Annotated in this window: 23 protein-coding genes; 12 read left to right on the top strand and 11 right to left on the bottom strand. The window is 68.5% G+C overall.

The window, feature by feature from the left end:
* Positions 1-66 precede the first annotated feature (66 nt).
* From AB0B61_RS34565 to AB0B61_RS34545, 5 genes are all read left to right on the top strand, one after another.
* A complete protein-coding gene (locus AB0B61_RS34565; protein WP_358440990.1) occupies positions 67-705 on the top strand; it encodes a TetR/AcrR family transcriptional regulator in 639 nt (212 codons plus the stop codon).
* 12 nt (positions 706-717) lie between these two features.
* The gene (locus tag AB0B61_RS34560; protein ID WP_358440987.1) at positions 718-1,017 is read left to right on the top strand and encodes a DUF6204 family protein; all 300 of its coding nucleotides are present in this window, start codon (positions 718-720) and stop codon (positions 1,015-1,017) included.
* Between the two features lie 53 nt (positions 1,018-1,070).
* Positions 1,071-1,952, top strand: a complete 882-nt coding sequence (locus tag AB0B61_RS34555) for a MerR family transcriptional regulator (RefSeq protein WP_358440985.1) — start codon at positions 1,071-1,073, stop codon at positions 1,950-1,952.
* Positions 1,949-2,461: a GyrI-like domain-containing protein gene (locus tag AB0B61_RS34550; protein ID WP_358440982.1), complete on the top strand. Its 513-nt coding sequence runs from the start codon at positions 1,949-1,951 to the stop codon at positions 2,459-2,461. Before AB0B61_RS34555 ends, AB0B61_RS34550 begins: the two co-directional genes overlap by 4 nt.
* A 191-nt stretch (positions 2,462-2,652) precedes the next feature.
* A complete protein-coding gene (locus AB0B61_RS34545; protein WP_358440979.1) occupies positions 2,653-3,525 on the top strand; it encodes a 5'/3'-nucleotidase SurE in 873 nt (290 codons plus the stop codon).
* A 295-nt stretch (positions 3,526-3,820) separates the two neighbouring features.
* Here AB0B61_RS34545 and map read toward each other — a convergent pair whose 3' ends face one another.
* Positions 3,821-4,588: a type I methionyl aminopeptidase gene (map, locus tag AB0B61_RS34540; protein WP_358440976.1), complete on the bottom strand. Its 768-nt coding sequence runs from the start codon at positions 4,586-4,588 to the stop codon at positions 3,821-3,823.
* A 64-nt stretch (positions 4,589-4,652) separates the two neighbouring features.
* Here map and AB0B61_RS34535 point away from each other — a divergent pair, with 64 nt between their 5' ends.
* Positions 4,653-4,907 carry a helix-turn-helix transcriptional regulator gene (locus AB0B61_RS34535; protein WP_357645069.1) on the top strand — a complete coding sequence of 85 codons (255 nt, stop codon included), beginning with the start codon at positions 4,653-4,655 and terminating at the stop codon, positions 4,905-4,907.
* 497 nt (positions 4,908-5,404) lie between these two features.
* Here the strand turns inward: AB0B61_RS34535 and AB0B61_RS34530 are convergent, their stop codons facing one another.
* Entirely contained in the window at positions 5,405-6,619 is a 1,215-nt protein-coding gene (locus AB0B61_RS34530) for an NAD(P)/FAD-dependent oxidoreductase (protein WP_358440973.1), read from the bottom strand.
* Between the two features lie 53 nt (positions 6,620-6,672).
* On the opposite strand from AB0B61_RS34530, the gene AB0B61_RS34525 reads away from it, so the two are divergent.
* A complete protein-coding gene (locus tag AB0B61_RS34525; protein ID WP_358440971.1) occupies positions 6,673-7,365 on the top strand; it encodes a TetR/AcrR family transcriptional regulator C-terminal domain-containing protein in 693 nt (230 codons plus the stop codon).
* 109 nt (positions 7,366-7,474) lie between these two features.
* Here AB0B61_RS34525 and AB0B61_RS34520 read toward each other — a convergent pair whose 3' ends face one another.
* The 6 genes from AB0B61_RS34520 to AB0B61_RS34495 form a co-directional block, all read right to left on the bottom strand.
* The gene (locus AB0B61_RS34520; protein WP_358440968.1) at positions 7,475-8,485 is read right to left on the bottom strand and encodes a tyrosine-type recombinase/integrase; all 1,011 of its coding nucleotides are present in this window, start codon (positions 8,483-8,485) and stop codon (positions 7,475-7,477) included.
* Positions 8,486-8,556: 71 nt separating this feature from the next.
* Positions 8,557-10,086, bottom strand: coding sequence for a UDP-N-acetylglucosamine 1-carboxyvinyltransferase (locus AB0B61_RS34515; protein WP_358440965.1), 1,530 nt, complete (start codon positions 10,084-10,086; stop codon positions 8,557-8,559).
* Between the two features lie 16 nt (positions 10,087-10,102).
* Positions 10,103-11,806, bottom strand: coding sequence for an enoyl-CoA hydratase-related protein (locus tag AB0B61_RS34510; protein WP_358440963.1), 1,704 nt, complete (start codon positions 11,804-11,806; stop codon positions 10,103-10,105).
* Positions 11,807-12,524: 718 nt separating this feature from the next.
* Positions 12,525-13,178 carry a GNAT family N-acetyltransferase gene (locus AB0B61_RS34505; RefSeq protein WP_358440960.1) on the bottom strand — a complete coding sequence of 218 codons (654 nt, stop codon included), beginning with the start codon at positions 13,176-13,178 and terminating at the stop codon, positions 12,525-12,527.
* A 13-nt stretch (positions 13,179-13,191) separates the two neighbouring features.
* Positions 13,192-13,446: a hypothetical protein gene (locus AB0B61_RS34500; RefSeq protein ID WP_225292743.1), complete on the bottom strand. Its 255-nt coding sequence runs from the start codon at positions 13,444-13,446 to the stop codon at positions 13,192-13,194.
* An 854-nt stretch (positions 13,447-14,300) separates the two neighbouring features.
* Positions 14,301-14,675 carry a nuclear transport factor 2 family protein gene (locus tag AB0B61_RS34495; protein ID WP_358440957.1) on the bottom strand — a complete coding sequence of 125 codons (375 nt, stop codon included), beginning with the start codon at positions 14,673-14,675 and terminating at the stop codon, positions 14,301-14,303.
* Between the two features lie 65 nt (positions 14,676-14,740).
* Between AB0B61_RS34495 and AB0B61_RS34490 the strand changes: the two genes are divergently transcribed.
* From AB0B61_RS34490 to AB0B61_RS34480, 3 genes are read left to right on the top strand one after another with little or no spacing between them, the layout of a single operon-like run.
* Positions 14,741-15,673: an ATP-binding cassette domain-containing protein gene (locus AB0B61_RS34490; RefSeq protein WP_358440955.1), complete on the top strand. Its 933-nt coding sequence runs from the start codon at positions 14,741-14,743 to the stop codon at positions 15,671-15,673.
* Positions 15,673-16,431: an ABC transporter permease gene (locus AB0B61_RS34485; RefSeq protein ID WP_358440952.1), complete on the top strand. Its 759-nt coding sequence runs from the start codon at positions 15,673-15,675 to the stop codon at positions 16,429-16,431. The genes AB0B61_RS34490 and AB0B61_RS34485 overlap by 1 nt, the downstream gene beginning before the upstream one ends.
* Entirely contained in the window at positions 16,431-17,267 is an 837-nt protein-coding gene (locus tag AB0B61_RS34480; protein WP_358440949.1) for an ABC transporter permease, read from the top strand. Before AB0B61_RS34485 ends, AB0B61_RS34480 begins: the two co-directional genes overlap by 1 nt.
* Before the next feature lie 251 nt (positions 17,268-17,518).
* Here the strand turns inward: AB0B61_RS34480 and AB0B61_RS34475 are convergent, their stop codons facing one another.
* Entirely contained in the window at positions 17,519-18,058 is a 540-nt protein-coding gene (locus AB0B61_RS34475; RefSeq protein ID WP_358440946.1) for a DUF1062 domain-containing protein, read from the bottom strand.
* A 545-nt stretch (positions 18,059-18,603) separates the two neighbouring features.
* On the opposite strand from AB0B61_RS34475, the gene AB0B61_RS34470 reads away from it, so the two are divergent.
* Positions 18,604-20,238: a phospholipase A2 gene (locus AB0B61_RS34470; RefSeq protein ID WP_358440943.1), complete on the top strand. Its 1,635-nt coding sequence runs from the start codon at positions 18,604-18,606 to the stop codon at positions 20,236-20,238.
* Positions 20,239-20,384: 146 nt separating this feature from the next.
* On the top strand, positions 20,385-22,445 hold the full coding sequence (locus AB0B61_RS34465) for a S8 family serine peptidase (protein ID WP_358440940.1): 2,061 nt from the start codon (positions 20,385-20,387) through the stop codon (positions 22,443-22,445).
* A gap of 222 nt (positions 22,446-22,667) precedes the next feature.
* Here the strand turns inward: AB0B61_RS34465 and AB0B61_RS34460 are convergent, their stop codons facing one another.
* Both AB0B61_RS34460 and AB0B61_RS34455 read right to left on the bottom strand, forming a co-directional pair.
* Positions 22,668-22,970: a DUF952 domain-containing protein gene (locus tag AB0B61_RS34460; protein WP_358440937.1), complete on the bottom strand. Its 303-nt coding sequence runs from the start codon at positions 22,968-22,970 to the stop codon at positions 22,668-22,670.
* Positions 22,958-23,512 (bottom strand): GNAT family N-acetyltransferase, encoded by a 555-nt coding sequence (locus tag AB0B61_RS34455; RefSeq protein WP_358440935.1) that lies wholly within the window; start codon positions 23,510-23,512, stop codon positions 22,958-22,960. Before AB0B61_RS34455 ends, AB0B61_RS34460 begins: the two co-directional genes overlap by 13 nt.
* Between the last annotated feature and the right edge of the window lie 10 nt (positions 23,513-23,522).

Below are 23,522 nucleotides of genomic sequence, written 5' to 3'. Positions count from 1 at the left end.
TAGAACCACACTCCACTCCAAAATTGCAATCGACTTAAAGTTTGGAGTTGAGTTAAGCTATTCGGCATGACCGAGGGCTTGCGGGAACGCAAGAAGCAGCAGACCCGCCACCGCATCCGCGACGTGGCCACCACCCTGTTCGTCGAACGCGGCTTCGACCACGTCACCATCGCCGAGGTCGCCGCGGCGGCGGAGGTGTCCGTCAACACCGTCTACAACTACTTCCCGGCCAAGGAGGACCTCGTCCTGCCGCCCGAGGAGGCCTCGCCCCAGCGCCTGGCCGACATCGTGCGCCGCCGCCCCGCCGGGCAGGCCGCCGTCCCCGCCGTGCTGGAGCACCTGCGCCAGGAGGTACGACGGCGCGAACGCACACTCGGCCTGAGCGACGGCTTCGGCCGCGTCTTCGACATGATGCGCGCCGCCCCCACCCTCACCGCCCGCCTGGGCGACCTCGGCCGGCAGATGACCGACGAACTGGCCGCCCTCCTGGCCGAGGAGAGCGGCGCCGCGCCCGGCGACCCGCTGCCCCGCATGGTGGCCTGGCACATCGGCGTCTTCCACGCCCTGGTGTACGCCGAGATCGGCGAGCGCACCACCGCCGGGCAGAGCGCCGACACGATCGCCGCAGCCGTGCTCGACCTCATCGACGTCTACGAGGACCTGCTCGGAGACCGCCTGCTCACCTACGCCACACGTAAGGACTGACCATTGTTCAGAGTGACGATCCGAGGCACGTTCGAGGGCCTGGACGAGGCCGCGCGTGAGGCCGTACGGGCCGCTGGAGGCGCCGCCTTCACCGAGGCCGGGACCTTCACCCACGACCAGAGCGTGTCGGCCTTCACCTTCCGCTGCCAGATCCCCGCGGGCCCCGACGACGGCGAGCACGAGGCCACCGCGGCCGCGATGGCGGCCCTGGACGGCCACGGCTACTCCTACCGCGTGCTGCGCGTCGCGGTGACCGACATGCGCGACATCAAGATCCGACGCAAGGGGCGCCCGAGGACGAGGACGGGCTGAACCCCCGGCCCCAGGTCACCCTCAGGCACAAGCCCCAGCTGGACTCTCCCGCAGTGGCAGGCACCATGCTGGGGGACGTGGACGACGACCTCCTGCCGATCGGGCAGTTCGCCCGGCTCACCCGGCTGAGCGTGAAGCAGCTGCGGCACTACGACGAGATCGGGCTGCTGCGACCCGCCTGCGTGGACGCCACCACCGGCTACCGCTACTACCGCGCCGCGCAGGCCCGCACCGCGATGTCGATCGGGCTGCTGCGATCGCTCGACGTCCCGCTGCCCGTCGTGGGCCAGGTCCTGGCCGGCACCGAAGGCGCCCTGGAGTCCGTACACGGCTCACTGGAAGCCGAACTGGCCCGGCGGCGGCGCACACTGGCCTCCCTGGAACGCGTCATGACCCACGGCCTGCCCGCCACCCAGGTCCGCATCCTCACCGAACCGGCCCACCGCGTCGCGCTCATCCGCGAACGCGCCACCGGCCCCGCCGACATCGGCCGCGCCACCAGCGCCGCGATGTCACGCCTGACAGCCGGCCTGCCGCACGGGCCGGCGACCCGACCCGACACAGGCACCGATACGGGCACCGATACGGGCGGCACCGACATGGGCGCGGTCGGCGGCCCGCGCCTGATCGGCCTGTTCCCCGTCGACCTGACCGACGAGTTCGACGTCACCGCCGCGCTCGTCCTGGCCGACGGCTGGCAGGCCGGCGGGGGAGCGCAGGTGGACGTACTGCCCGGCGGCACCTTCGCCGCCGCCACCCACCTCGGCCCCTACGACCAGATCTCCCTGACCGCCCACGCCGTCCTGGCCTGGTGCGCCGAACGCCGCCACCCCATGCGCGGCCCGATCCGCGAGGTGTACGTGTCCGACCCGGCCCGCACCCCTCCCGACCAGCTGATCACCCACCTGATGATCCCTTTGGAGGACGAGTCATGACAGCCGAACTGACCACCCAAGGCCCCGTCACCTGCCTGAACGTCACCGGCCTGGGCGAACCCGGCGGAGCCGAGCACCTGTCCGCGATCGGCGCCCTCCACGCCGTCGCCGGCGCGATGGGCGGCACCGCCGGGCCGCTGGAGGGCCTGTGGTGGGTGGAGGACGAACGGCCGGGGCTGGAGGTACCGCGCGAGCAGTGGCGCTGGCACCTGCTGCTGCCCCTGCCCGCCACACCCGAGCCCGGACGGCTGGAGCAGGCCCGCGAGGCCGTACGCGCGAGCGGCGCGGCCGTCGACCGCGTACGGGTGGCCGTCTTCACCGAGGGACAGTGCGTGCAGATGCTGCACCACGGCCCCTTCAGCGAGGAGCCCGTGACGCTGAAGGCGATGGAGGAGTTCATGGACGAGCACGGGCTGGTGGCCAACGGACCGCACCACGAGGTGTACCTGACGGCCTTCGACGACCCCGACCCGCGCACGCTGCTGCGCCAGCCCGTCCGCCCGGCATGAACCGCCTCACCCGTTAATCAGGGGTTCATCTGGGGTCGCACGATCTTCCCCCGCCACCGCGCCGCCTCTTACATTCCGAAGCGTCACCCCATCCCGAGCGTCACCGCGGACACACTGGCCGAGCGGGGTCAGGCCGGTCGCCACCGCGGCCGCGTCGGGCGCGAAGGTAAGAGCCGGCAAGGAGACAGACCGTGTTCAAGCGCATCGCCCTCATCCCCCTGCTGTTACTCGCCTTCCTGGGAGTGGCGAACCCCGCCCCGGCCCAGGCGCACGAGCCGCGCCACCTGCGCATCCTGCTCACCAACGACGACGGCTACACCTCGGTCTACCTGCAAGGACTGCGCCAGAAGCTGATCGACGCGGGCCACGAGGTGACGGTCGTCGCCCCCGACAGCGATGTCAGCATCACCGGCACCGCGATCAACGCCAGGTTCGGCACCACCTTGCAGGCCACCCAGAAGGAGCCCGGCGTCTGGGCCATCGGAGGCAGCCCCAGCGACGCGGTCGCGTTCGGGACGCGCGTCGTGTTCGCCGGCAACCCGCCGGACCTGGTGGTGTCGGGCCCCAACCCGGGCGAGAACGTCGCCGCGACCGCCAACTACTCCGGCACCGTCGCCGCGACGATCACCGCCATCACCGGCGGCATCCCGGCCGTTGCGGTCAGCGTCGCCAGGAGCGGCGGCTCCTTCCCCAGCGCCGACCAGTCGATCGCCTTCGCCGTCAAACTCGTCGACCGGCTGGCGGCGACCTCACACGGCGCCGTCCTGCCCGCCCGCACCGCCCTGAACGTCAACTACCCCGTCACCCCCAACGGCAAGGTCACCGTCGCCAAGCTGGGGACCTCACTGCCCTTCTCCACCGACTACACCCTCGATTCGGCCGCGTGCGCCACCTGCTACCGCATCCTGCCCCTGCCGGCCGCCGCCCCCGACCCGGTGACCGACGCCGACCGCACCCTGCTGGCCGCCGGCAACGTCACCATCACCCCGCTGGACGGCAGCTGGGAAGCGGGACCGGCCGCCACCACCAGCATCCGCTTCCGCCTCAACGCCCTGACCCCCTGACACTGAGCCCGGAGCACGTTCCGGAACGTTGCGGGCCCGCGGCACAGGAAAGACCACCACGGGCCCACAACCGACCACGCCACACGGCTTCCCAACCCTGCGGTGAGCACGGCTCCAACTCCGCGGTGAGCAACGAGCGGAGCGGTGAGCGGGACAGGACAGCCGCACCACGGCAGCGCGCGAGCGGTCAGCACGACGGAGCAGCACGGCATGGCTAGGCGGCATGGCTAGGCGGCTCCTGAACCTCGGCCCCCTCAACCCCGGCTCCTGAACCTCGGTTCGGCCCCAAAGGCTCCTAAACCTCGGTGAGGATGACCGGCCCATCGTCGGTGATCGCCACCGAGTGCTCGCTATGGGAGGCGCGCGAGCCGTCAACGGTCCGCAACGCCCACCCGTCGGAGGCCGTGAGGTAGCGGCCGTCGCCGCCCGCGGTGAACATCGGCTCGATCGCCAGCACCAAGCCCGGCCGCAGCACCAGCCCGCGGCCCGGCCGCCCATGGTTGGCCACGTGCGGGTCCTCGTGCATCCGCCGCCCGATCCCGTGCCCCCCGAAGTCGATCGGCACGCCATAGCCGCCCGCCACCGCGACCGAGGAGATGGCGTGCCCGATGTCGCCGATCCGGTTGCCCGGCCGCATCGCGGCGATACCCGCCCGCAACGCCTCCTGCGTCGCCTCGATGAGCGCCACGTCACGGGCGCGCGGCAGCCCCACCACGAAGCTGACCGCCGAGTCGCCCGCCCACCCGTCGAGGTAGGCGCCGCAGTCGATGCTGACCAGGTCGCCGTCCTTGAGCCGGTAACGGTCCGGGATGCCGTGCACGATCACGTCGTTGATCGACGCGCAGATGACCGCCGGGTAGGGCGTCGGCGCGAACGGCGGGTGATAGTCCAGGAACGCGGGCTTGGCGCCCGCCTCGGCGATGACGGTGGCCGCCAGCTCGTCCAGCTCGTCGACCCGTACTCCCACCGCGGCATGCTTGACGATCGCCTGCAGCGCCCGCGCCACCACGCGGCCCGCCTCGCGCATCGCGTCGATCTCCGCCGATGTCTTGATCTCCACCATGTCGATAACTATACCGGTATTTGTATCGCGTTGGTATTCGTCTCCCGGCTGTAGACTTGGACCCATGGTCCGACCCTCGCTGACCCCCGAAGAGCGACGGCGCGGCGAGCAGCTCGGCCTGCTGCTGCGCGACGTGCGCGGCGACCGCAGCATCGTCGAGGTCGCCGCCGCGGCCGGCATGTCCGCCGAGACCCTCCGCAAGATCGAGACCGGCCGCATCCCCACGCCCGCCTTCTTCACCATCGCCGCCCTGGCCGACGTCCTCGGTGTCTCCCTCGACCACCTCGCCCTGCGACTCACCCCCGCCACACCCGCCTGAGGCAGACGAAACCGGGCCCGCCCAGCTGATCACCGCCGCCACACCCGCCCACGAACCGGCCCGATCCCGCCCGAGCCGGGCGGAACCGAAAGCGAGGAACCGGCGGACAGCCGTCGGCGCCGAGGCGGATTTCAGCCTCAGCGATCTCGCCGTCGAGCAGGACGTACAGCCGGGTGGCCTCGGTGGAGGCGTGACGGCGGGGAAGGCTTCGATAGGGGCGTGGCCGCGATGGAGGCGTGGCCGCGGCGGCGGACGGTTGCGATGGAACGGCTTCGATAGGGAGACGTCGGCGTTGACGAGACCGGCGGAGGGGTGACGTCTGCCCCCGGCGGCGACAACCCGCCGGCGCAGCCGGTGGATGTCGATCTCGACGACGTGCGGCGGTGCGGTAGGTCGGCCGGCGGTGGTGGGCGGTGTCGCAGGACAGCGGCCCGCCACACCCGTTGATGGAGGCGCGCAACAGCGGCCCGAGCCGCCGATGCTCTCGCGCTAAGCGGTCAGGATGGCTGGACTTCGGCGAAGAGGGCGAGGGCTTGGGCGGGGTCCGGGCTCACGAGGCGTTCCAGACCGGCCGCCGTGATCTTCGCCCACTCGCCGGCCCGTGCCCACATCTGCTCCTCGAAGGCGCGGACGGCCTCGTCCAGATCGCCAGGGCCGGGGGCGGCGGCGACGGACTCGGCGAGTTCGGCGCCTTCCAGCATCGCGAGGTTCGCACCCACACCCAAGGGGGGCATCAGGTGGGCGGCGTCGCCCAGGAGCGTCACTCCGGGGACGTGGGCCCAGGTGTGGGACACGGGCAGGACGTAGAAGGGGCGGTGGACGAAAGCGGCGCCGTGGCGCAGGAGGTCGAGGACGGGAGCGGCCCAGCCGTCGAACAGGGCCAGCAGGCTTGATCGCACAGCCTCGACGTCGGCCAGATCCAGGCCCTGATCCGGGTCCAGGCCCGCGCCCGGCCCCAGATCCGCGCCCGCGTCCAGATCCGCGCGCCGGTCCAGGCCCATAAACCGGTCCGGGTCCGTGTACCAGTCCAGCGGCGCGCGGAACTTGGCGTACACCTTGACGTGGCCGCCGCTGTTGCGCTGGGCGACGAGGCTGCGGTTCACGCCGTACACGGCCGTGGAACCGTCGCCGACCAGCCGGGCGAGGTCGGGGTGGCGGGTGTCGACGTCGTCCAGGGAGGTCTCGACCGAGGTGACGCCGGTGTAGTGCGGTGTCGCGGAGGAGAGTGCCGGGCGGACCCGGGACCAGGCGCCGTCCGCGCCGATCACGAGGTCGAACGTCTCCTGCCGTCCGTCCGCGAAATGGACCAGCGCGCCGTCCCGGGTCCCCGGCACCACCTCCGTCACGCCCCGCCCCCACTGGACGTCCAGGGGGCCGAGCAGCAGGTCACGCAGTTGCCCGCGGTCGATCTCGGGGTGGGCCCGCTCGTCCGGACGGGGTCGCCAGTCGCGCAGGACGGTCCCGTCGGTGTCCAGGATGCGCATGGCCTGCCCCTCGGGACGCGACAGCGCGTGGTACTCCGCCAGCAGCCCCGCCTTGTCCAGCGCGCGTTGTCCCAGTCCTTCGTGCAGGTCCAGCGTGCCCCCAGGGGGACGGGCGTCGGGGGCGGGATCGCGTTCGAGGACGGTGACGGGGTGACCGTGGCGGTGCAGGACGCGGGCGAAGGTAAGGCCGGCGGGGCCGCCCCCAACAACAGCGATACGATGTCTCATGTCGATATACCGTATTTCACCAATACACTGTATCGCAACACTACGATGTAACCATGACTGTGTGGGACCGGCCTGAGCCGCCGACGCGCCCCGCCCCGCTCGACCGGGAGCGCATCGTCGCCGCCGCCATCGCGCTGGCCGACGAGGGCGGGCTGGAAGCGGTGTCGTTGCGCAAGGTCGCCGCCCGGCTGGACGCCGGCCCGATGCGGCTGTACGGATACATCTCCACCAAAGAGGAACTGTTCGACCTCATGGTGGACGAGGTCCACGCCGAGATCCTCCCCCAGGAGCGGCCCGGTGAGTGGCGGGAGGCGCTGCGCGGCCACGCCCACCGCACCAGGCAGGCCGCCCTCCGTCACCCATGGCTGGCCGACCTGCTCGGCGGCCGTCCGACCCTGGGCCCCAACGCCCTCGCCGTGACCGAGACCACGCTGGCCGCCCTCGACGGCCTCGCCGACATCGACACCGTCAGGCGCGCCGTCGAGACCGTCGGCGCCTACTTCACCGGCGCGATCAGGCGCGAGATCGCCAACCTGCGGGCCGAACGCGCCACAGGCCTGTCCAAGCGCGACTGGCAGCGCGCCTCCGGCCCGCACCTGAAGAAGATGCTGGACACGGGCCGCTTCCCGGCGCTGGCCAAGGCCGTCTACGACGGCACGGAGGTGGACGCCGAGGAGTCCTTCGCGACCGGCCTGGACTGGGTCCTCGACGCCGTGGCCGCCAAACTCGCCCGGCCGCCGGCGTGACACTCAGGACTTCCCGGCCACATCCATGCCCCCGCACGACACCGCCAGACCGCGCACCCACCCGCTCGACCGGCCCATAGCACCACATCACCCGCGACAGCGGGCCCGCTCACCGATCCGGGTCGGCCCGCTTCAACAACGGATGCGCCCGCATCGCCCCCTCCAGCTCACCCGGCAACTCATCGCGGTAGCGCCCCAGCGTCGACAGATCACTGTGCCCCAGCACCCGCCGCACCGCGTCCATGTCCACCGCGTCCGCCAAAAGATGCGTCGCCGTCGTATGCCGCAACCCATGCGGCGTCACCGACCGGCGCTGCTCGGCCGCCACCCGCCGCTGCACCCGATCGATCACCGCCTGCACATCACCACGCGCCAGCCGCCGCCCCCGCCACGACAACAACAACGCCTTGTCCGGCAACGCCGCCCGCTCCCGCGCCAGATAAGCCTCCAACGCCAACGCCACATCGCGGGGGAGCGGCACATCCCGAGTGCGGCCCCCCTTACCGAAGATCCGCCAATAACGCATCCCGTCATTGGTATAGAAATCCTCGACATTGGCCCGCACCAGCTCCGACACCCGCGGCCCCAGCGTCGACAACAGCAACACGATCAACGCATCACGCAACTCCGTCCGCTGATCACGCCGCCCCGCCACCGGCGCCTCACCCGCCGACCGCGCCGCCCCGATCAACCCCTGCGCCTGCTCCCGCGTCAACGCCCGCCGCTCGGGCCGCAACCCGCCCCGCTCCCTGGCCGTCACCGTCGACAACGCCATCGGATTGACCTGCACCCAGCCCGCCAGCGACGCGTACTTGAACAACGCCGAGATCGAACGCCGAAACCGCGCCTGCGACGACGGACTCTGCCCCCCGCCACCCACCGAACGCCGGCCGTCCGGCTTACGCGCGAACGCCAGCAAGATCGCATCGACGTCCTCGCCCGACAGATCGTCCAGCACCGTCGACTCCCCGGCCAGCGCCACCAGCGTCGCCACATCACGCGCATACAGCTCCGCCGTCGCCCGCGACAACGCCCCCGTCAACGTCTTGGCCCGCACCAGCTCCACATAGCGGTCAGCCGCCTCCACCACCGTCAGCCGATCCAGCTCAGCAGGCCGCACCGTCCCCCCTCACCGCAAGATCCAACGAAGATCCACACAGGCAGACGGTAGCGGGCCACACCGACAGAAAATCAGATGTCGCGGAAGGTCTCGATCCGCGCCCCCAGCGCGTTCAGCCGCTCGGCCAGATCCTCATACCCCCGGTTGATGACGTACACATTGCGCAGCACCGACGTGCCCTCGCCCGCCATCATCGCCAGCAGCACCACCACCGCCGGCCGCAGCGCCGGCGGGCACATCATCTCCGCGCTGCGCCAGCGCGTCGGACCCTCCACCAGCACCCGATGCGGATCCAGCAACTTCACCGACGCCCCCAGCCGCGTCAGCTCCGTCAGATAGATCGCCCGGTTGTCGTACACCCAGTCATGGATCAGCGTCGAACCCTGCGCCGTCGCCGCGATCGCCGCGAAGAACGGCACATTGTCGATGTTCAGCCCCGGGAACGGCATCGGATGGATCTTGTCGATGGGGGAGACCAGCTTCGAAGGCCGCACCGTCAGATCCACCAGCCGCGTCCGCCCGTTGGCCGCCGCGTATTCGGCACCCCGATCGTGATCGAGGCCCATCTCCTCCAGCACCGCCAGCTCGATCTCCAGGAACTCCACCGGCACCCGGCAGATCGTCAGCTCCGACTGCGTCACCACCGCCGCCGCCAGCAGGCTCATCGCCTCCACCGGGTCCTCAGAGGGGGAGTAGTCGACATCCCGATCGATCGAGGCCACCCCGTGCACCGTCAGCGTCGTCGTGCCGACACCCTCCACCCGCACACCCAGCTCCTCCAGGAAGAAGCACAGGTCCTGCACCATATAGTTGGAGGAGGCGTTACGGATCACCGTCACACCGTCGTGACGCGCCGCCGCCAGCAGCGCGTTCTCCGTCACGGTGTCACCCCGCTCGGTCAGCACGATCGCCCGCGACGGCGACACCCCCCGATCCACCCGCGCGTGGTAGAAACCGCCCGTCGCCGTGATGTCCAGCCCGAAGTGCCGCAACGCCGACATGTGCGGCTGCACCGTACGGGTCCCCAGGTCGCAGCCGCCCGCGTACGGAATCCTGAACTGGTCCGTACGATGCATCAACGGCCCCAGGAACATGATCACGCTCCTGGTACGCCGCGCCGCCTCGGTGTCCATCGACTCCAGCTCCAGCCGAGCCGGAGGCACGATCTCCAGGTCACTGCCCTCGTTGATCCACCGCGCCCGCACCCCGATCGAGGCGAGCACCTCCAGGATCCGGTAGACCTCCTCGATCCGCGCCACCTTGCGCAGAATCGTCCGCCCCGAGGTCAGCAGCGACGCGCACAGCAGCGCCACGCACGCGTTCTTGGAGGTCTTGACATCGATGCTGCCCGACAGGCGCCGCCCGCCCACGACCCGCAGATGCATCGGCCCGGCATAGCCCAGCGACACGATCTCACTGTCGAGCGCCTCACCGATCCGGGCGATCATCTCAAGACTGATGTTCTGGTTACCGCGCTCGATCCGGTTCACCGCGCTCTGGCTCGTCGCCAAAGCATCCGCCAGCTGCAGCTGCGTCCACCCACGGTGCTGGCGCGCGTCGCGAATCAGCCGGCCGATCCGCACGAGATAATCATCAGTCATAACACGACAACATATCTCACATATGAGATGTGGCCGCACCCGACCCCGCCGACGCGCCGGACAACTCCCGATGCACCGCCAGATGATCCGGCGTCGCCACCACCTTACGCTTGTGCACGAACGCCTGACGCGCCTGCCGGAACCCATTGCGGTCATCGAACATGTCCCGGCTCATCTCCGCCAGCTCCTCCACCCGATAAGCCTCCAACGGCTTACGCCGCTCATCGGCCTCCCGCACCTCCCGCTTGATCCCCAGCAGCCGCTCATAATCATCCCCGGCCGCCAGCCGCTCGGCGTACTCCAGCACCGACCGCTCGAACTCCAGCCGCGAGCCCGCCATCATCCGATCAGCCAGCCCCAGCTCCACCGCCTGCGCCGCACCCACCGGCAACGCCTCACCCGTCAACCGCCCCGCCACTGACGCACCCACCCGCCGAGGCAGCACATACGTCCAGAACTCCGACCCGAACAACCCCATCGTCCGATAGTGCGGATTCAACACCACACCCTCACGCACCAGCACCCGATCCGCGCCCAGCCCCATCATCACGCCACCCGCACCCGCGTTACCGCCCACCGACGTCACCACCAGCTGCCCCGTACACGCGATCACCTCACGACACACCTGGTTGATCGCGTTGATGTTCATCCACGCCTCCAGCTCCGGATGACGCGCCGCCTCGATCACATTCAGATGGATGCCGTTGGAGAACACCTCACCACCCCGCACCACCAGCACCCGCGTATCCTGCGCCGCCGCGTACCGCAACGCCGACGCCAGCCGCCGGCACTGCTCGGTCGACATCGCGCCGTTGTAGAAGTCGAAACTCACCACCCCCACCGCGTCACTACGGTCATAGGTCACCTCGCTGTAACCCGGCCGCTCCTCCAACCCCGCCACCCGATCACCCAGCACCATCGCCGCCGGCAACTTGATCGCCCCCGGCTCCTCCGCCCGCAGATGCCCCACCCACACTGTCCCATCACCGGTATGCACCAGCACCGCGCCCTCACGCCGCGCCACCACCGACCCCGGCGTCCCCACCACCACCGGACCCCGATACACATCGAACACCCGCATCAACCGCCCCTCCAGCAGCACCCGCCCGCCCGGCGCCCCATCAGCCGAACGCACCCGGCGCAGCACCGCGTCCGTCGGCTCCGACCAGGAGAACTCCCGGTCGCCATGCCGCATCGCCGGCCGCAACCGCCCCCGCACCAGCGGCGAACGGTAATCCAGCGGCACCGGTGCGAACGCCGCGTCCATCGCCTTGGCCGCCACCTCCACCACCAGCTCCACCGCCGCATCGGCCACCGGCCCGTTGTAGAGCGCGGACTTACGCGGCGGCTCGGCCGGCATCGCGAACGTCCGAAACCCCCAGATCGGCCCCGCGTCCATCTCCTCCACCGCCTGCAACGCCGTCACGCCCCACTCCGGCTCGGCATCGGCGATCGCCCAGTCCAGCGAGGACGGACCCCGGTCGCCGGGCGGCCCGGGGTGAATGATGATCGTCCGGTGGTTCTGCCACAGCAGGGCCGGGACCTTCTCCTTCAGGAACGGGCAGATGATCAGGTCAGGTTTGGCCAGCTGGGCCGCCTCGAGCATCACCTGCTCCGAGACGGCCAGCTCGACGGTGACGTCGTGACCGGCCCGGCGCAGTTCCAGCCAGGCGCGCTGGGTCAGGCCGTTGAAGGAGGAGCAGAGCAGCAGAATACGCAACGGAGAGCTTCTTTCAGGCGGGTCGTTCGAGGGTGACGGGGCTCGCCCTGCGCGGGCCCGAGGGAGAGGGGCCGGCTCAACCGGGCACACCTGGGCGCGGGTGACCCCACCGGTCCCAGATGTTTACGGCAGTCCCATATAGCCCGTACATGCCTTCGATGCTGACACGAACCAGCAAGTGCTTATGACACATCTCCGCAAAAATCCGCCCGGACCAGCCCCAAATGGATAGATTTGTCGGAATCGAATGTGGGGGAGAGGCCCCGAAACCCCCTGACACACCCCGACAGCCGAGCTCACCACGCGACCGAAACCACGCCCCAGAGCGCCTGACACTTGCGGCACCACTCGAGGATTCCGCCCCTTCCGCGCCGGCTTTCTGTCCCATCACAAAAGGGGCCCAACTTCACCGGCCACCGCGACCGGCGCCCGACGCGAACCACAACGTCCACCACCAACGCCTCGCCCCGCGTACCGGCTGCGCGCACGCCCTGGACGTCGGATGCGGCGACGGCCTACCGCTCCCGCCCGCTCATACCCGGTGGCAGCTGACGGTGATCGGACTGGGCAAGGACCGCTCGGCCCTCAACTGGGGCGCCAGGACCCGGTAGCGCCGTGGGACGAGATCGCGCGGGCGGCGCGGCAGGTGCTTGCCTGGGCGCCGGTTCCGCCGCCTACTGGCGCACCACTGCGCGCTTGTCCTGTCTCAGACGACCGGCTAGATGGTCCCCGCGTAGATGCTCACCTTTTGGTCATTCCAGGTCGCCGAGCGTTCAAGAGCGAGGCCGAGCTTCTCCGCGACGCGTTGAGACGGCCTGTTGCCGGGGTTGATGATCGCGATCAGCCGATCGAGGCGAAGGACGTCCCGAGCGTGGTCGCAGCAGGCGGTCGCGGCTTCGGTGGCGTAGCCGTTGCCCTGGAGATCGGCTCGGACGAGATAGCCGATCTCGACCTGGATGGCTCCCTCGACGTTCTGTACGGTCAGGCCGCAGTTGCCGACGAACTCGCCGGTGTCCTGAAGCGTGATCAGCCACAATCCGTGGCCGTGTGCCGCGTAGAGACGCCGGCTCCATTCGATCCAGCCCAAGGCTTCGTCGCGAGTCCTGGGCCGCGGGTAATACCGCATGACCTCGGGATCGCCCAGGAGTGAGGCCATGTCGTCGAGGTCGTCAACGGTCATTTCGCGGAAGGTGAGTCTCTGGGTGGGAGCCGGTGTGCTGCGTTGGGGGATCACTGAATTCCTTCGGGAGCGGATCGCGTGAGACGACGTGGAACCCGAGCAGGTCGTTCGAGACGGGAAAGCCGCTACTGATCCGGGGCCAACGCGTGTATGCGATACCAGACAGAATCCACCTTCTGTCCGGTATCGCATATTTTCGGGTGATTTAGAGGCGGTTGACGAAGCGGGCGGCGGCGCGCTGGCTCATGCCGGTCTCGCCGCGTACGAGGAAGACGGCCTCCTGGAGCTGGCCGAGAGCCTTCATCTCGCGCGCCTGGTCGACGAGGTCGGGGCTGGGGGTGGGGCGGTTGCGGGGGTTCCTGGTCAGCCGGACGGCCAGGATGATCAGGTAGATGGCCAGGGCGGTGACGACGGCGGTGAGCGCGACGAGACCCGCGGTGGAGATCGCCAGGCTGTGCATCTCTCGATCGTAACGCCGCCCGCCGGAGATCAGCGGCGAGAAGACGCCCGGATGACGAGGAAGGCGATGATCGCGATCACGATCACGGCGAAGACGAGCAACTCCCGGGGTCCTATGTTCATGTTGATCAGCGTAGGTGGCGAAAAGATGCCTTGTTCGGGACATGTCCGGTTGCTTGATAATGAACATTATGTCAAGTAGGGCTCTTCGAGAGGGGTCCTGACTCGGGGTGGATCGGCGTATGCGCATAGTGACGTTGGTCACCCTGGCCGCCGCCCCGCCGATGGGTGGCGGTCGGGGCCTGGCCAGGGGGTGTTACAGGAGGTGACGGCCGCCTCCGGTGGGCCGGCGCGGCTCTTGATCATTACGGTGCGTGAGGCCGAATGCTCTGACCGGTAGGTTGACCTTCGGTTGATTCACTGTCCTTGCTGGCTGGATCGCCTTAGGGTGGGAAATCTGCTATCGCGCCGCGAGAGGAGCAGCACGTGGGGAACCAGTCGGTGTTATGTCCGGTGTGTCAGGGAGTTCTGCCCGCTACGGGCCGGGAGTCCTATACGACACTGCGGGGTCGTCTTATTGTGACGAACGGTTACTGCGGAGGTGGTTGCGCCGAGCGGCGGGCCGAGATGGAGCGGACGCAGCAGATGACGCGTCCTTCGGCCCCGGTTGTGCCGGCCGCTCCCCCGGTGGCTCCCGCGCCTTCCCTGGCTCCTGTCGCCGGTCCGGTGCGGGCGCGGGTGGCGGGCTGATCGTTTTTGTGCCGGTGCCCGGTGTTGTGCGGGTGCCGGGTGGGTCTCCGGCCCAGGTTGTGGTGGTTTTGTCGCGTATGTGGGCCGACCGCTCTTTGCGCGGGGTCATACGTGGCCTTGTGTGGTGTGCCAGTAGTCGCGGGTCTGTACGGCGAGGCCGTCGGAGTCGAAGCGGGCGATGACGCAGCCCGCGAGGGTGATGGGCGTGCCGTCGTCGGTGGCGTGGACGCGGAATTCGATGACCGCCTGGTCGCCGTCCACGATGGGGGTGGCGAAGGTGACGTGTGGTGCGGTTTCGGTGCTGAAGGACCAGCGGATGTAGTCCGCTATGGCGCCTCTCCCCCGGTGTGGTGGCCGGAAGGGCATGGAGGTGTGGACCGCGTCGTGGTGGTAGAGGGGGGCGATGTGGTCGGTGTCGTGGTGGGTCCAGCCGTGTTGCCAGGTGTCGGCGAAGCGCTGGGCGGCTGCTCGGGTGTTCATGGGTCTCAGTGTGGCGGCGTTTAACCGGTCGATTCTGTCGGTGGCGTTGGTTAGGGTCTGAGCTCGTGTCTGGTGAGCAGTCGCTGGTCCGCGCGCGTGGGCTCGTGAAGCGGTTTGGGGATTTCGTCGCGGTCGACGGGATCGATATCGACGTGGCGCCTGGTGAGGCGTTCGGGTTCCTGGGTCCCAATGGGGCGGGTAAGTCGTCGACGATGCGGATGATCAGTTGCGTGTCGATGCCGTCGGCGGGTGAGCTGCGGATCTTCGGGCTGGATCCGGTGCGGGAGGGGCCGCGGATTCGGGGGCGGCTGGGTGTGTGCCCGCAGCTGGACAACTTGGATCCCGACCTGACGGTTCGCGAGAATTTGACGACGTATGCCCGTTATTTCGGGTTGTCGCGGGCGCAGGCGCGGGCGCGGGCCGAGGAGATGCTGGAGTTCGCGCAGCTCAGTGATCGGGCCTCGAGCCGGGTGGAGCCGCTGTCGGGCGGGATGAAGCGGCGGCTGACGATCGCGCGGGCGATGGTGAACGAGCCGGATCTGGTGCTGCTGGACGAGCCGACGACGGGGCTGGATCCGCAGGCGCGTCATCTGCTGTGGGAGCGGTTGTTCCGGTTGAAGCAGCGGGGTGTGACGCTGGTGCTGACCACGCACTACATGGATGAGGCCGAGCAGTTGTGCGATCGGCTGGTGGTGATGGACGGTGGCCGGATCGTGGCGGAGGGGTCGCCGCGTTCGCTGATCGAGGCTCATTCCTCGCCCGAGGTGGTGGAGGTGCGCTTCGGCGGGCAGGAGCTGGCGGATTTCGTGGCGCCGCTGGCCGGGATCGGTGATCGGGTGGATGTGCTGCCGGATCGGATCTTGGTGTATGCCAAGGATGGTGACGCGGCGGTGTCGGAGGTGCATCGGCGTGGGCTGGTGCCCTCCAGTGTGCTGGTGCGCCGTTCGTCGCTGGAGGATGTGTTCCTTCATCTGACGGGCCGGACGTTGGTGGAGTGATGGCGCATCCGACGGTGGCGGTGCTGGAGCGGCATCTGACGCTGTACAAGCGGTTGTGGCGGGCGTCGTTGTTCTCGTCGTTCGTGTTGCCGGTGCTGTTTTTGGCCAGTATCGGGCTGGGGGTGGGCGGTTACGTCGGTGAGGTGGGCGGCGTGCCGTATGTGGAGTGGATCGTGCCGGGGGTGCTGGCGTCGACGGCGTTCCAGATGGCGGTCGGCGAGTGTACGTATGCGGTGTTCGGGGAGTTCCGGTGGAATCGCGGGGCGCATGCGATGTTCGCGACGCGGGTGTCGGTGTGGGACATGGTCGGTGGCTGGCTGCTGTACATCGTGTTCAGGGTCGAGATCGCGGTGGTGGTGTTCCTGCTGGTGGTGGGGGCGTTCGGGGCGTTGTCCTCGCCGTGGGTGGTGCTGACGCCGCTGGTGGCGGCGTTGCTGGCGGTGGCTGTGGCGGCGCCGGTGACGGCGTTCTCGGCGACGATCGATCATGAGAGTTATTTCGCGTTGCTGTTCCGGTTCGTGATGTTGCCCTCGACGTTGTTCGCGGGGGTGTTCTTCCCGGTGGAGCAGTTGCCGGCGCTGGTGCGGCCGGTGGCTTATGCGTCGCCGTTGTGGCATGGGGTGGAGCTGGCGCGGGCGGCGACGTCGGGGTCCGCTCCCCCGTGGCCGGTGTGGGCGCATGCCGGGTGTTTGGTGGTGTTCGCGGTGGGCGGGCTGTGGTGGGCGGGTTACGCGTTCCGTAAGCGACTTCAGGACTGATGATGGTGACGTTGGCGGTGGCGCGGCGGCTGGTGTCCGGCCGGGTTTCGGCGGGTCGTGTGTCGGCGGGCCGGGTGGGTGCGGTGGTGGGCCGCAATGTGGGCGCGTTGCGTTCGGGTGCTTCGTACTGGCTGGTTCTGGTGTCGGGGTTCTTCGAGCCGCTGCTGTATCTGCTGTCGATCGGTGTGGGTGTGGGTGCGCTGGTGGGCCGGATCCCGCTCGGTGATGGCCGGGTGGTGTCCTATGCGGTGTTCGTGGCGCCGGCGATGCTGGCGGTGTCGGCGATGAACGGGGCGTTGTCGGAGACGACGTTCAACTTCTTCTTCAAGATGCGTTATACGAAGACGTTCGAGGCGGTTTTGGCGACGCCGGTGCGGCCGATCGAGGTGGCGCTGGGTGAGTTGAGCTGGGCGATGGTGCGCAGTTCTGTTTATACGGTGTTGTTCCTGGTGGTGATGGTGGTGCTGGGGCTGGCCGAGCCGGTGTGGGCGCTGGCGGCGTTTCCGGCGACGATGTTGGTGGGGGTGTCGTTCGGCGCGCTGGGGATGGCGGTGTCGACGGTGCTGCGTGGCTGGCAGGATTTCGATCTGATGACGGCGGCGCAGTTCTCGTTGTTCCTGTTTTCCGGCACCTTCTCCCCCGTGGCGGATTATCCGGGGGTGTTGGAGGTGGTGGTGCGGGTGACGCCGCTGTATCACGCGGTGGAGTTGGTGCGGGGTCTGGCTTCGGGTGTGCCGGAGTGGGGGTTGCTGGGGCATGCGGGTTATCTGGTGGTGATGGCGGTGGCGGGGTTGTGGTTCGCGGCGGCGCGGATTCAGCGGGTGTTGTGCGCGTAGGGGTGTGTGCGGCGGGTTTGTGCGTGTAGGGGTGGGGTTCAGGGCTTCGCGGGTCCCGTGGAGCAGTTGCGCATCGAGCGGCAGGCTGACCGGGGCGGGCCGCTGCGGCGGCCGGGGTAGAGCCCGGTGGGTGTTCTGATGGTCGCCTGGTGTCGGCTCCCCCGGCACCGGTGCTCCGGTCGCCAAGAACACCGGCCCGGCCAAGGCAGAGCACGGCACAGCCGTGTTGTTCTGCCTTGGCCGGGCAGCGTCTATTGAACCGACCACACCAGGACGAACGAGAAGTCCAGTTTCGTCCTGCGGTTCAGCGGGATGTCGATCTTGACTCTGCGGGCGATCTCAGCCCGGCTGATGCCCAGTCCCTGAGCGATGAGCCGTTCGGGGCGCACTGGTACGGGATCGTCGAAGGTGACCGTGATCTGGAGGGGCCACGGATCTTCGGGGACGGGAGGTGCGTGGAGTTCCCAGCACCCGTCCCAATCGAGGGTGAACCGGTTGCGCCGGGCGATCAGCGGGTTGAGGAGGGTATCGGCGAGGAGGGAAGGCGAGTTGGCCGTGTAACCGGCCAGGAGGTCGGCGGGCAGGGCGTGGACCGGGACGCGATCGTGGACGGTGAGCTTGCTGGTCCGGTCGCAGGAGAGGCAGTCGACCAGGAGCCAGACGTCGAGAAGTTTGCCGTTGGCGTTGACGCGGAATCTGCCGTTGCCGGTGGTGGCGTGGCCGGAGGGGCAGGCCACGCAGCGCAGGGCGAGCAGGGGCAGGCGGGTGCGTCGCACGGCCCAGGGCAGCACGATATGGGGATGTGAAGACATGATCTCTCTGAAGACCTGACGAAGAGCATGGAAACAGAGCCGACGGCGTCGTCGGCGACCGATGCGCGGGTGAGTGTCAGGTCTAAAGAGCAGGCGGCGTCATGCGCGCGAAGTCCTCACGTTGGGGTGGGAGCCCACGCTAGGCGATCACCGCTTGCGAGGTCCACTCGTTTTCGCGACCGCCGTGAGCGGGAGAGTGCGGGGTTCCAGATCGAGCCGGCTCGTCTGTCCGGCGGCGGTCGCTTTACTGTGGTCCCGTACTCGTGAATGGCTGAATATGCTTTCATGCCAGGCCGTCGGGCCATTATTGTCGAAGGCTCCACACGATCGCCATAAATTCGCCATAAGCTCACTACACAGAGTATCTGACCTGCGGAAACTCATAAACAATTCGCATCCGAGGCGGGGTTGCACTGGCGATTTAACATTGTACCGTGAAATTGTCAATCTCTTGTCAAAGCGATTTACCAGAGCTTATCCTCCAGGTGATCAAATCACTTTCTCGCTATACCTGGAGGCATCACTTGCGCCGATTAGCGCTTCCCGTCGCCGTCACGGCGATGCTGATCCCCTTCCTCGCCCCGGAGGTCTCCGCCGCCACGGTCGCCTCGAATGCCTCGGCCGCTGTGCTCGCTGACCCGCCGCCTGCCGACGTGCAGGAGATCGGTCCCGGTCAGTACTCCGCTGACACCCAGACCTTCAAGCTCACCGAGCTGGATGTGTCGGCGGGCGCGATCAGCCGTAAGCACGGTGTGGCTTTGGCGGGCGGCGATCTGGCTCGGCCGCAGTCGGCTCCGGCTACCCGTCCTGAGCTGGGTGTTTTCGGGCCGAGTTGGCAGGCGGAGTTCGCCGGTGGTCAGATCAACCGGAAGCTGGAGAACCAGAACGGCACTCTTGTCGTCACGGAACTCGATGACGGGACCTCGACCCGCTACCCCTTGAAGAGCAGTGTGTCCTTCCCTGACGGTGGCGGTATCCAGACATACCAGGCCGACAGTGGATCGAAGATCACTGAGACCTCCAAGTGGGACGTGAACGTGGGCGCGATGCGTACCACGACGGTCGAGACGCTCGTGTCGGATGTGGGTGCCCAGGAGGCGGGCGACGACGGCTTCACCAACGCCGACGGCACCCCCATCAGCGCCGCCGACCTCCAGCTCACCTACACCTGGTCGCGGCCGGCCGGGGCGCCGAGCGCCGACCCCTGGCGGGTGACCGACGTGGGCAGCACCGCGTTCGGCAAGTCCTCGATCACCTATGACGCCCAGGGCCGGGTCAGCACCGTGAAGGAGCCGGCCGGCGTGTCGGATCCGGCGTCGGTCACCAAGTTCACCTACGCCACGGCCACCACGGCCACCAGCACCTCCAACGGCGACTTCGCGGGCCGGCTCAAGAACGTCGCGGTCACCTACGGAACCGAGACGCCGCAGACCGAGGCCAGCTACTCCTACGACCCGAACGGCCTGCTGCGCACCGTGACCGACCCCAGTGTCGGCGCCACCCAGGGGACCTACGCCTACGACGCGGTGGGACGCCTGTCGTCGATCGATTCCGTCACCAACGGCGGCTGGCAGCTGTCCTTCCCGGCGGGCGTCGCCGCTCCCCAGGTGACCGCCACCGGCACCGACATGCCGGCCAACGGCGGGACGACCACGGGCGCGGCCGGCCTCGACGACCCCAACGCCACCGAGCCGCCGGCCAGTGACTTCCCGCCGGACGGCATCGACCTGCCGCAGTCCTACCCGGCAAAGTGCAGCACGGCCGCGACCTGGATGTGGTACACCAAGTCGGGCTGCTCGGCCTGGGCCTGGCACGGCGGCAAGTGGCGCAAGCCCGACTGGAAGCGGACCGCCAGCGGTTTCAAGGTCCGGGGCATCGTCTATGACCACTGCACAAGTTCTCCGGACAAGCCGCATAACTTCGATATGCGGCCGGCCTGTGACTCCCACGACTATGGGTATGGCCTGATCGCCAACAGGAAGAAGCACTACAGGTACTACCTCGACAACACCCGTGCGAAAAAGCTTGATGTGGACAACCGGTTCTACATCACCATGCGCGACAAGGTGTGCGGCGGCTACTTCATCCTGTTCCGGCCCGACTGCCGGGCATGGGCCTGGACGTACTACCAGTTCGTCAAGAGGTACGGCAATCCCTGATAACCGCTCGAGCTCGACGTGACTCCTGAGCTCTGACCTTTTCGGGGGACTTTCCCCCGGCCGGATGGCGGCTTCGGCCGCCGTCCGGCCACCCCTCATGCCGGCGTCGTCTCCCTGCACCTCCTTCATGTAAGGCGCGGTACGTCATGAAATTACGAGTCTTATCCTGTGTCATCGCGGCGCTGGCGACCACGGTGCTCGCGACCGGCCCGGCCTACGCGGTAGAGGCCCCGTCCACGACTCCCGCTACGGCCCCTTCGACCGCTCAGCAGGGCGCTTCGGCAGCCCCCTATATCGAGCCTCAGCTCAGCGCGCGGGTGGCGGCGGCGGGCAAGATCCGGGTGAACGTCGTCAGCAAGACGCGCGCCGACATGCCGGACGCGGCTTCCAGCGGCCAGGTGGTTCAGCAGCTGTCGCGCTTCCCGCTGATCACTCTGCATGTCGACCAGGCCGGGCTGGACCGGCTGGCCAAGCTGCCCAGTGTGGTGAGTGTGACCGAGGACAAGCCGGTGCGGCCGGTGCTGGCCGAGAGTGTCCCGCTGATCGGCGCGGACAAGACCAGGGCCGCGGGCAAGACGGGCGCCGGCAGCGTGGTGGCCGTGCTGGACACCGGTGTGGCGGTCAATCATCCCTTCCTGAAGGACCGGGTGCTGGAAGAGGCCTGCTTCTCCCCCATCGACGCCGACTACTCCGCCACCAGCCTGTGTCCTGACGGCACCGCTGAGCAGGAAGGGCCTGGCGCCGCTGACGCCGACCAGGGCCCCTGCGCCGATGTCGCGCTGGACTGCGACCATGGCACTCATGTGGCCGGCATCGCGGTCGGTGACGGCACGGGCGTGACCGGCGCTCCGCCGGCCGGTGTGGCGCCCGGCGCCGAGGTCGTCGCCATCCAGGTGTTCAGCAAGTTCACCTCCGAAGACCTGTGCGGGGCGGGTGCGGCGCCGTGCGTGCTCAGCTTCACCAGCGCTCAGCTGGCCGGTTTGGAGAAGGTGCTGGAGCTGAAGGATGAGGGGGTGCCGCTGGTGGCGGCCAACCTCAGTCTGGGTGGTGGCCAGTACACCGCCGCCTGTGACGGCGACCCGCGCAAGGCGATCATCGACGGTCTGCGTACCGCCGGTGTGGCCACTGTGGTGGCGGCCGGTAACGATGGCTTCGGCACCGCCGTGGCGGCGCCGGCTTGCGTGTCCTCGGCCATCACCGTCGGTGCCACCACCGACCAGGACGGTGTGGCCGCTTTCAGTAACCGTGGCGCGCTGCTGGACCTGTTCGCTCCTGGTGTGTCCATCGTCTCCTCGGTGCCCGGTAACAAGTGGGCGTCCTTGAACGGCACCTCGATGGCGGCTCCGCACGTCACGGGCGCTTTGGCCGTGTTGCGCCAGGCGATGCCCGACGCGCCGCTGGCCACGCTCGAAGCGGCTTTGAAGACCACCGGTAAGGCCATCGCCTATAACGGCGTGACCACTCCCCGTATCCAGGTCGACGCCGCCGTGCTCGGCAAGACTCCTGATGCCGGTGCCTGGCCCGTGCCGTACTACGAGAACATGAAGGACACCGCGATCCCCGACCACGGGACCGTGACGTCGTCCATCGCGGTCGCCGGTCTGCTCGGCAGCGCGCCCGCCACCACCGAGGTGTACGTCGACATCCACCACTCCTGGCGTGGGGAGTTGAAGATCGACCTGCTGGCCCCGGATGGCAAGGTCTATCCGCTGCAGGCCAATGACCCCAATGACAGCGCCGACATCCTGCATGAGACCTATCAGGTCAATGCCAGCGCGTCCCCGGCCAGCGGTACGTGGAAGCTGCGCGTGCAGGACGTCGAGTATCTGGACACCGGTTTCATCGACGGCTGGTCGATCCGGCTGCCGTGCTTCGGCAACTGGGACGACACCGCCATCCCCGATCCCGGTGTCGCCGAATCCGGGATCGTCCTGGCCTGGATCAACGGCAACGCCCCCACCCGCTCCCGGGTGCACGTCGAGATCGACCACACCTGGCGTGGTGACCTGAAGCTCGACCTGATCGCGCCGGACGGCAAGGTGTATCCGCTGCGCGCCGCCGATGCCAAGGACGGCACGGACAATATCAACGAGAGTTATTGGGTGAACGCCAGCGCTTCAGCGGCCAACGGCACCTGGAAACTGCGTGCGGAAGATCTCGCCAAGGGCGACAAGGGCTTCATCAACGGATGGACCCTGACGCTGTAGTGGCAGTTGCGGGACGGCTGTTCGTGATCTCTGTCGCGGGCAGCCGTTCTGGCTGTTCTCGATGCGTTGCGCGGAGCGGTTGCGTCAGGAGCCTGGACCCTGTGGTGCCGGCGGGTCCGTTGTACCTAGGTCCAGCTGGTCCACCCTTGCGGACAAACCCCGGTGACGTGGCACGGCGCCGGTGCGGCGATGGTCAAGACGCTCGCCCCCGAGTCTGGAAGGTCAGGCGTAGGGGTGTACGGCGGTGACCGAGCTGAGCGGCAGTGGGCCGTACAGGTGGGGGAAGCCGTTTTCGAGGCGGATGTCGAGTCCGGCGGGGTCGATGTGGAGGATGACCAGCGGCTGGGTGATGTGGCTGTAGAAGGCGGCGTGCACGCCGTGGAGTTGGCCGAGGTCGCGGCTGCAGTGGATGAAGCCTTCTTGGTCGAGGGTGCGGCCGAGGGTGGAGACGCGGTACTCCCCCGCCGGCTGGGCGTCGGCCCAGTCGGCGGCCAGGGCGAGGTGGAGGATGTTTATGGTGTCCATTCGGAGTCGAGCATGGCATAGATGACCTCGGAGGCCCATTCGCCTTTGACTTGCTCGTTGTCGATGAGGTGGGCTTCGCGGCGCATGCCGAGTTTTTCCAGGACGCGGCCGGAGGCGGTGTTGCGGGCGTCGAGGCGGCCGACGATGCGGTGCAGGCCGAGTTCTTCGAAGCCGAGGCGGAGCAGTTCGCGGGCGGCTTCGGGGGCGTAGCCGCGGCGGTGGTGGTCGGGGTGCAGGATGTAGCCGATCTCGCCTTGGCGGTGTTGTTTGCTGGTCCAGATCAGGACGCCGTTGCCGATGAGCCGGCCGCTGTCGCGCAGGGTGATGGCGAGGTCGAGGGCGTCTCCTTCGTCCAGGAGGGCGACGCGGGTGATCTTCTTGTCGAGGAAGGTGCGTACGGTGTCGAGGTCGCGGGGTTGCCAGTAGAGGTAGCGGGCGACGTCGGGCCGGGACTCGTAGGCGTGCAGCGGGTGGAGGTCGTCGGGGGTGAAGGGGCGCAGCAGGAGGCGGTCGGTGAGGATCGGGTAGTGGGGTTTGAGCACGGGGGCAGTG

Source organism: Nonomuraea sp. NPDC049158 (assembly GCF_040648335.1).
In the GTDB taxonomy this organism is placed as follows: Bacteria; Actinomycetota; Actinomycetes; order Streptosporangiales; family Streptosporangiaceae; genus Nonomuraea.
The sequence above is the reverse complement of the archived record's forward strand: the minus strand, read 5'-3'. Positions and strand labels throughout refer to the sequence as shown.

Bases quoted from the DNA above. Each gene is read 5' to 3' on its own strand.
- AB0B61_RS34485 (WP_358440952.1), top strand. From the start codon at position 15,673: ATGGCGCATCCGACGGTGGCGGTGCTGGAGCGGCATCTGACGCTGTAC.
- AB0B61_RS34465 (WP_358440940.1), top strand. From the start codon at position 20,385: ATGAAATTACGAGTCTTATCCTGTGTCATCGCGGCGCTGGCGACCACG.
- AB0B61_RS34565 (WP_358440990.1), top strand. From the start codon at position 67: ATGACCGAGGGCTTGCGGGAACGCAAGAAGCAGCAGACCCGCCACCGC.
- AB0B61_RS34515 (WP_358440965.1), bottom strand. From the start codon at position 10,086: ATGACTGATGATTATCTCGTGCGGATCGGCCGGCTGATTCGCGACGCG.
- AB0B61_RS34460 (WP_358440937.1), bottom strand. From the start codon at position 22,970: ATGGACACCATAAACATCCTCCACCTCGCCCTGGCCGCCGACTGGGCC.
- AB0B61_RS34525 (WP_358440971.1), top strand. From the start codon at position 6,673: ATGACTGTGTGGGACCGGCCTGAGCCGCCGACGCGCCCCGCCCCGCTC.
- AB0B61_RS34495 (WP_358440957.1), bottom strand. From the start codon at position 14,675: ATGAACACCCGAGCAGCCGCCCAGCGCTTCGCCGACACCTGGCAACAC.
- AB0B61_RS34500 (WP_225292743.1), bottom strand. From the start codon at position 13,446: ATGCACAGCCTGGCGATCTCCACCGCGGGTCTCGTCGCGCTCACCGCC.
- AB0B61_RS34505 (WP_358440960.1), bottom strand. From the start codon at position 13,178: ATGCGATACCGGACAGAAGGTGGATTCTGTCTGGTATCGCATACACGC.
- AB0B61_RS34480 (WP_358440949.1), top strand. From the start codon at position 16,431: ATGATGGTGACGTTGGCGGTGGCGCGGCGGCTGGTGTCCGGCCGGGTT.
- map (WP_358440976.1), bottom strand. From the start codon at position 4,588: ATGGTGGAGATCAAGACATCGGCGGAGATCGACGCGATGCGCGAGGCG.
- AB0B61_RS34530 (WP_358440973.1), bottom strand. From the start codon at position 6,619: ATGAGACATCGTATCGCTGTTGTTGGGGGCGGCCCCGCCGGCCTTACC.
- AB0B61_RS34550 (WP_358440982.1), top strand. From the start codon at position 1,949: ATGACAGCCGAACTGACCACCCAAGGCCCCGTCACCTGCCTGAACGTC.
- AB0B61_RS34535 (WP_357645069.1), top strand. From the start codon at position 4,653: ATGGTCCGACCCTCGCTGACCCCCGAAGAGCGACGGCGCGGCGAGCAG.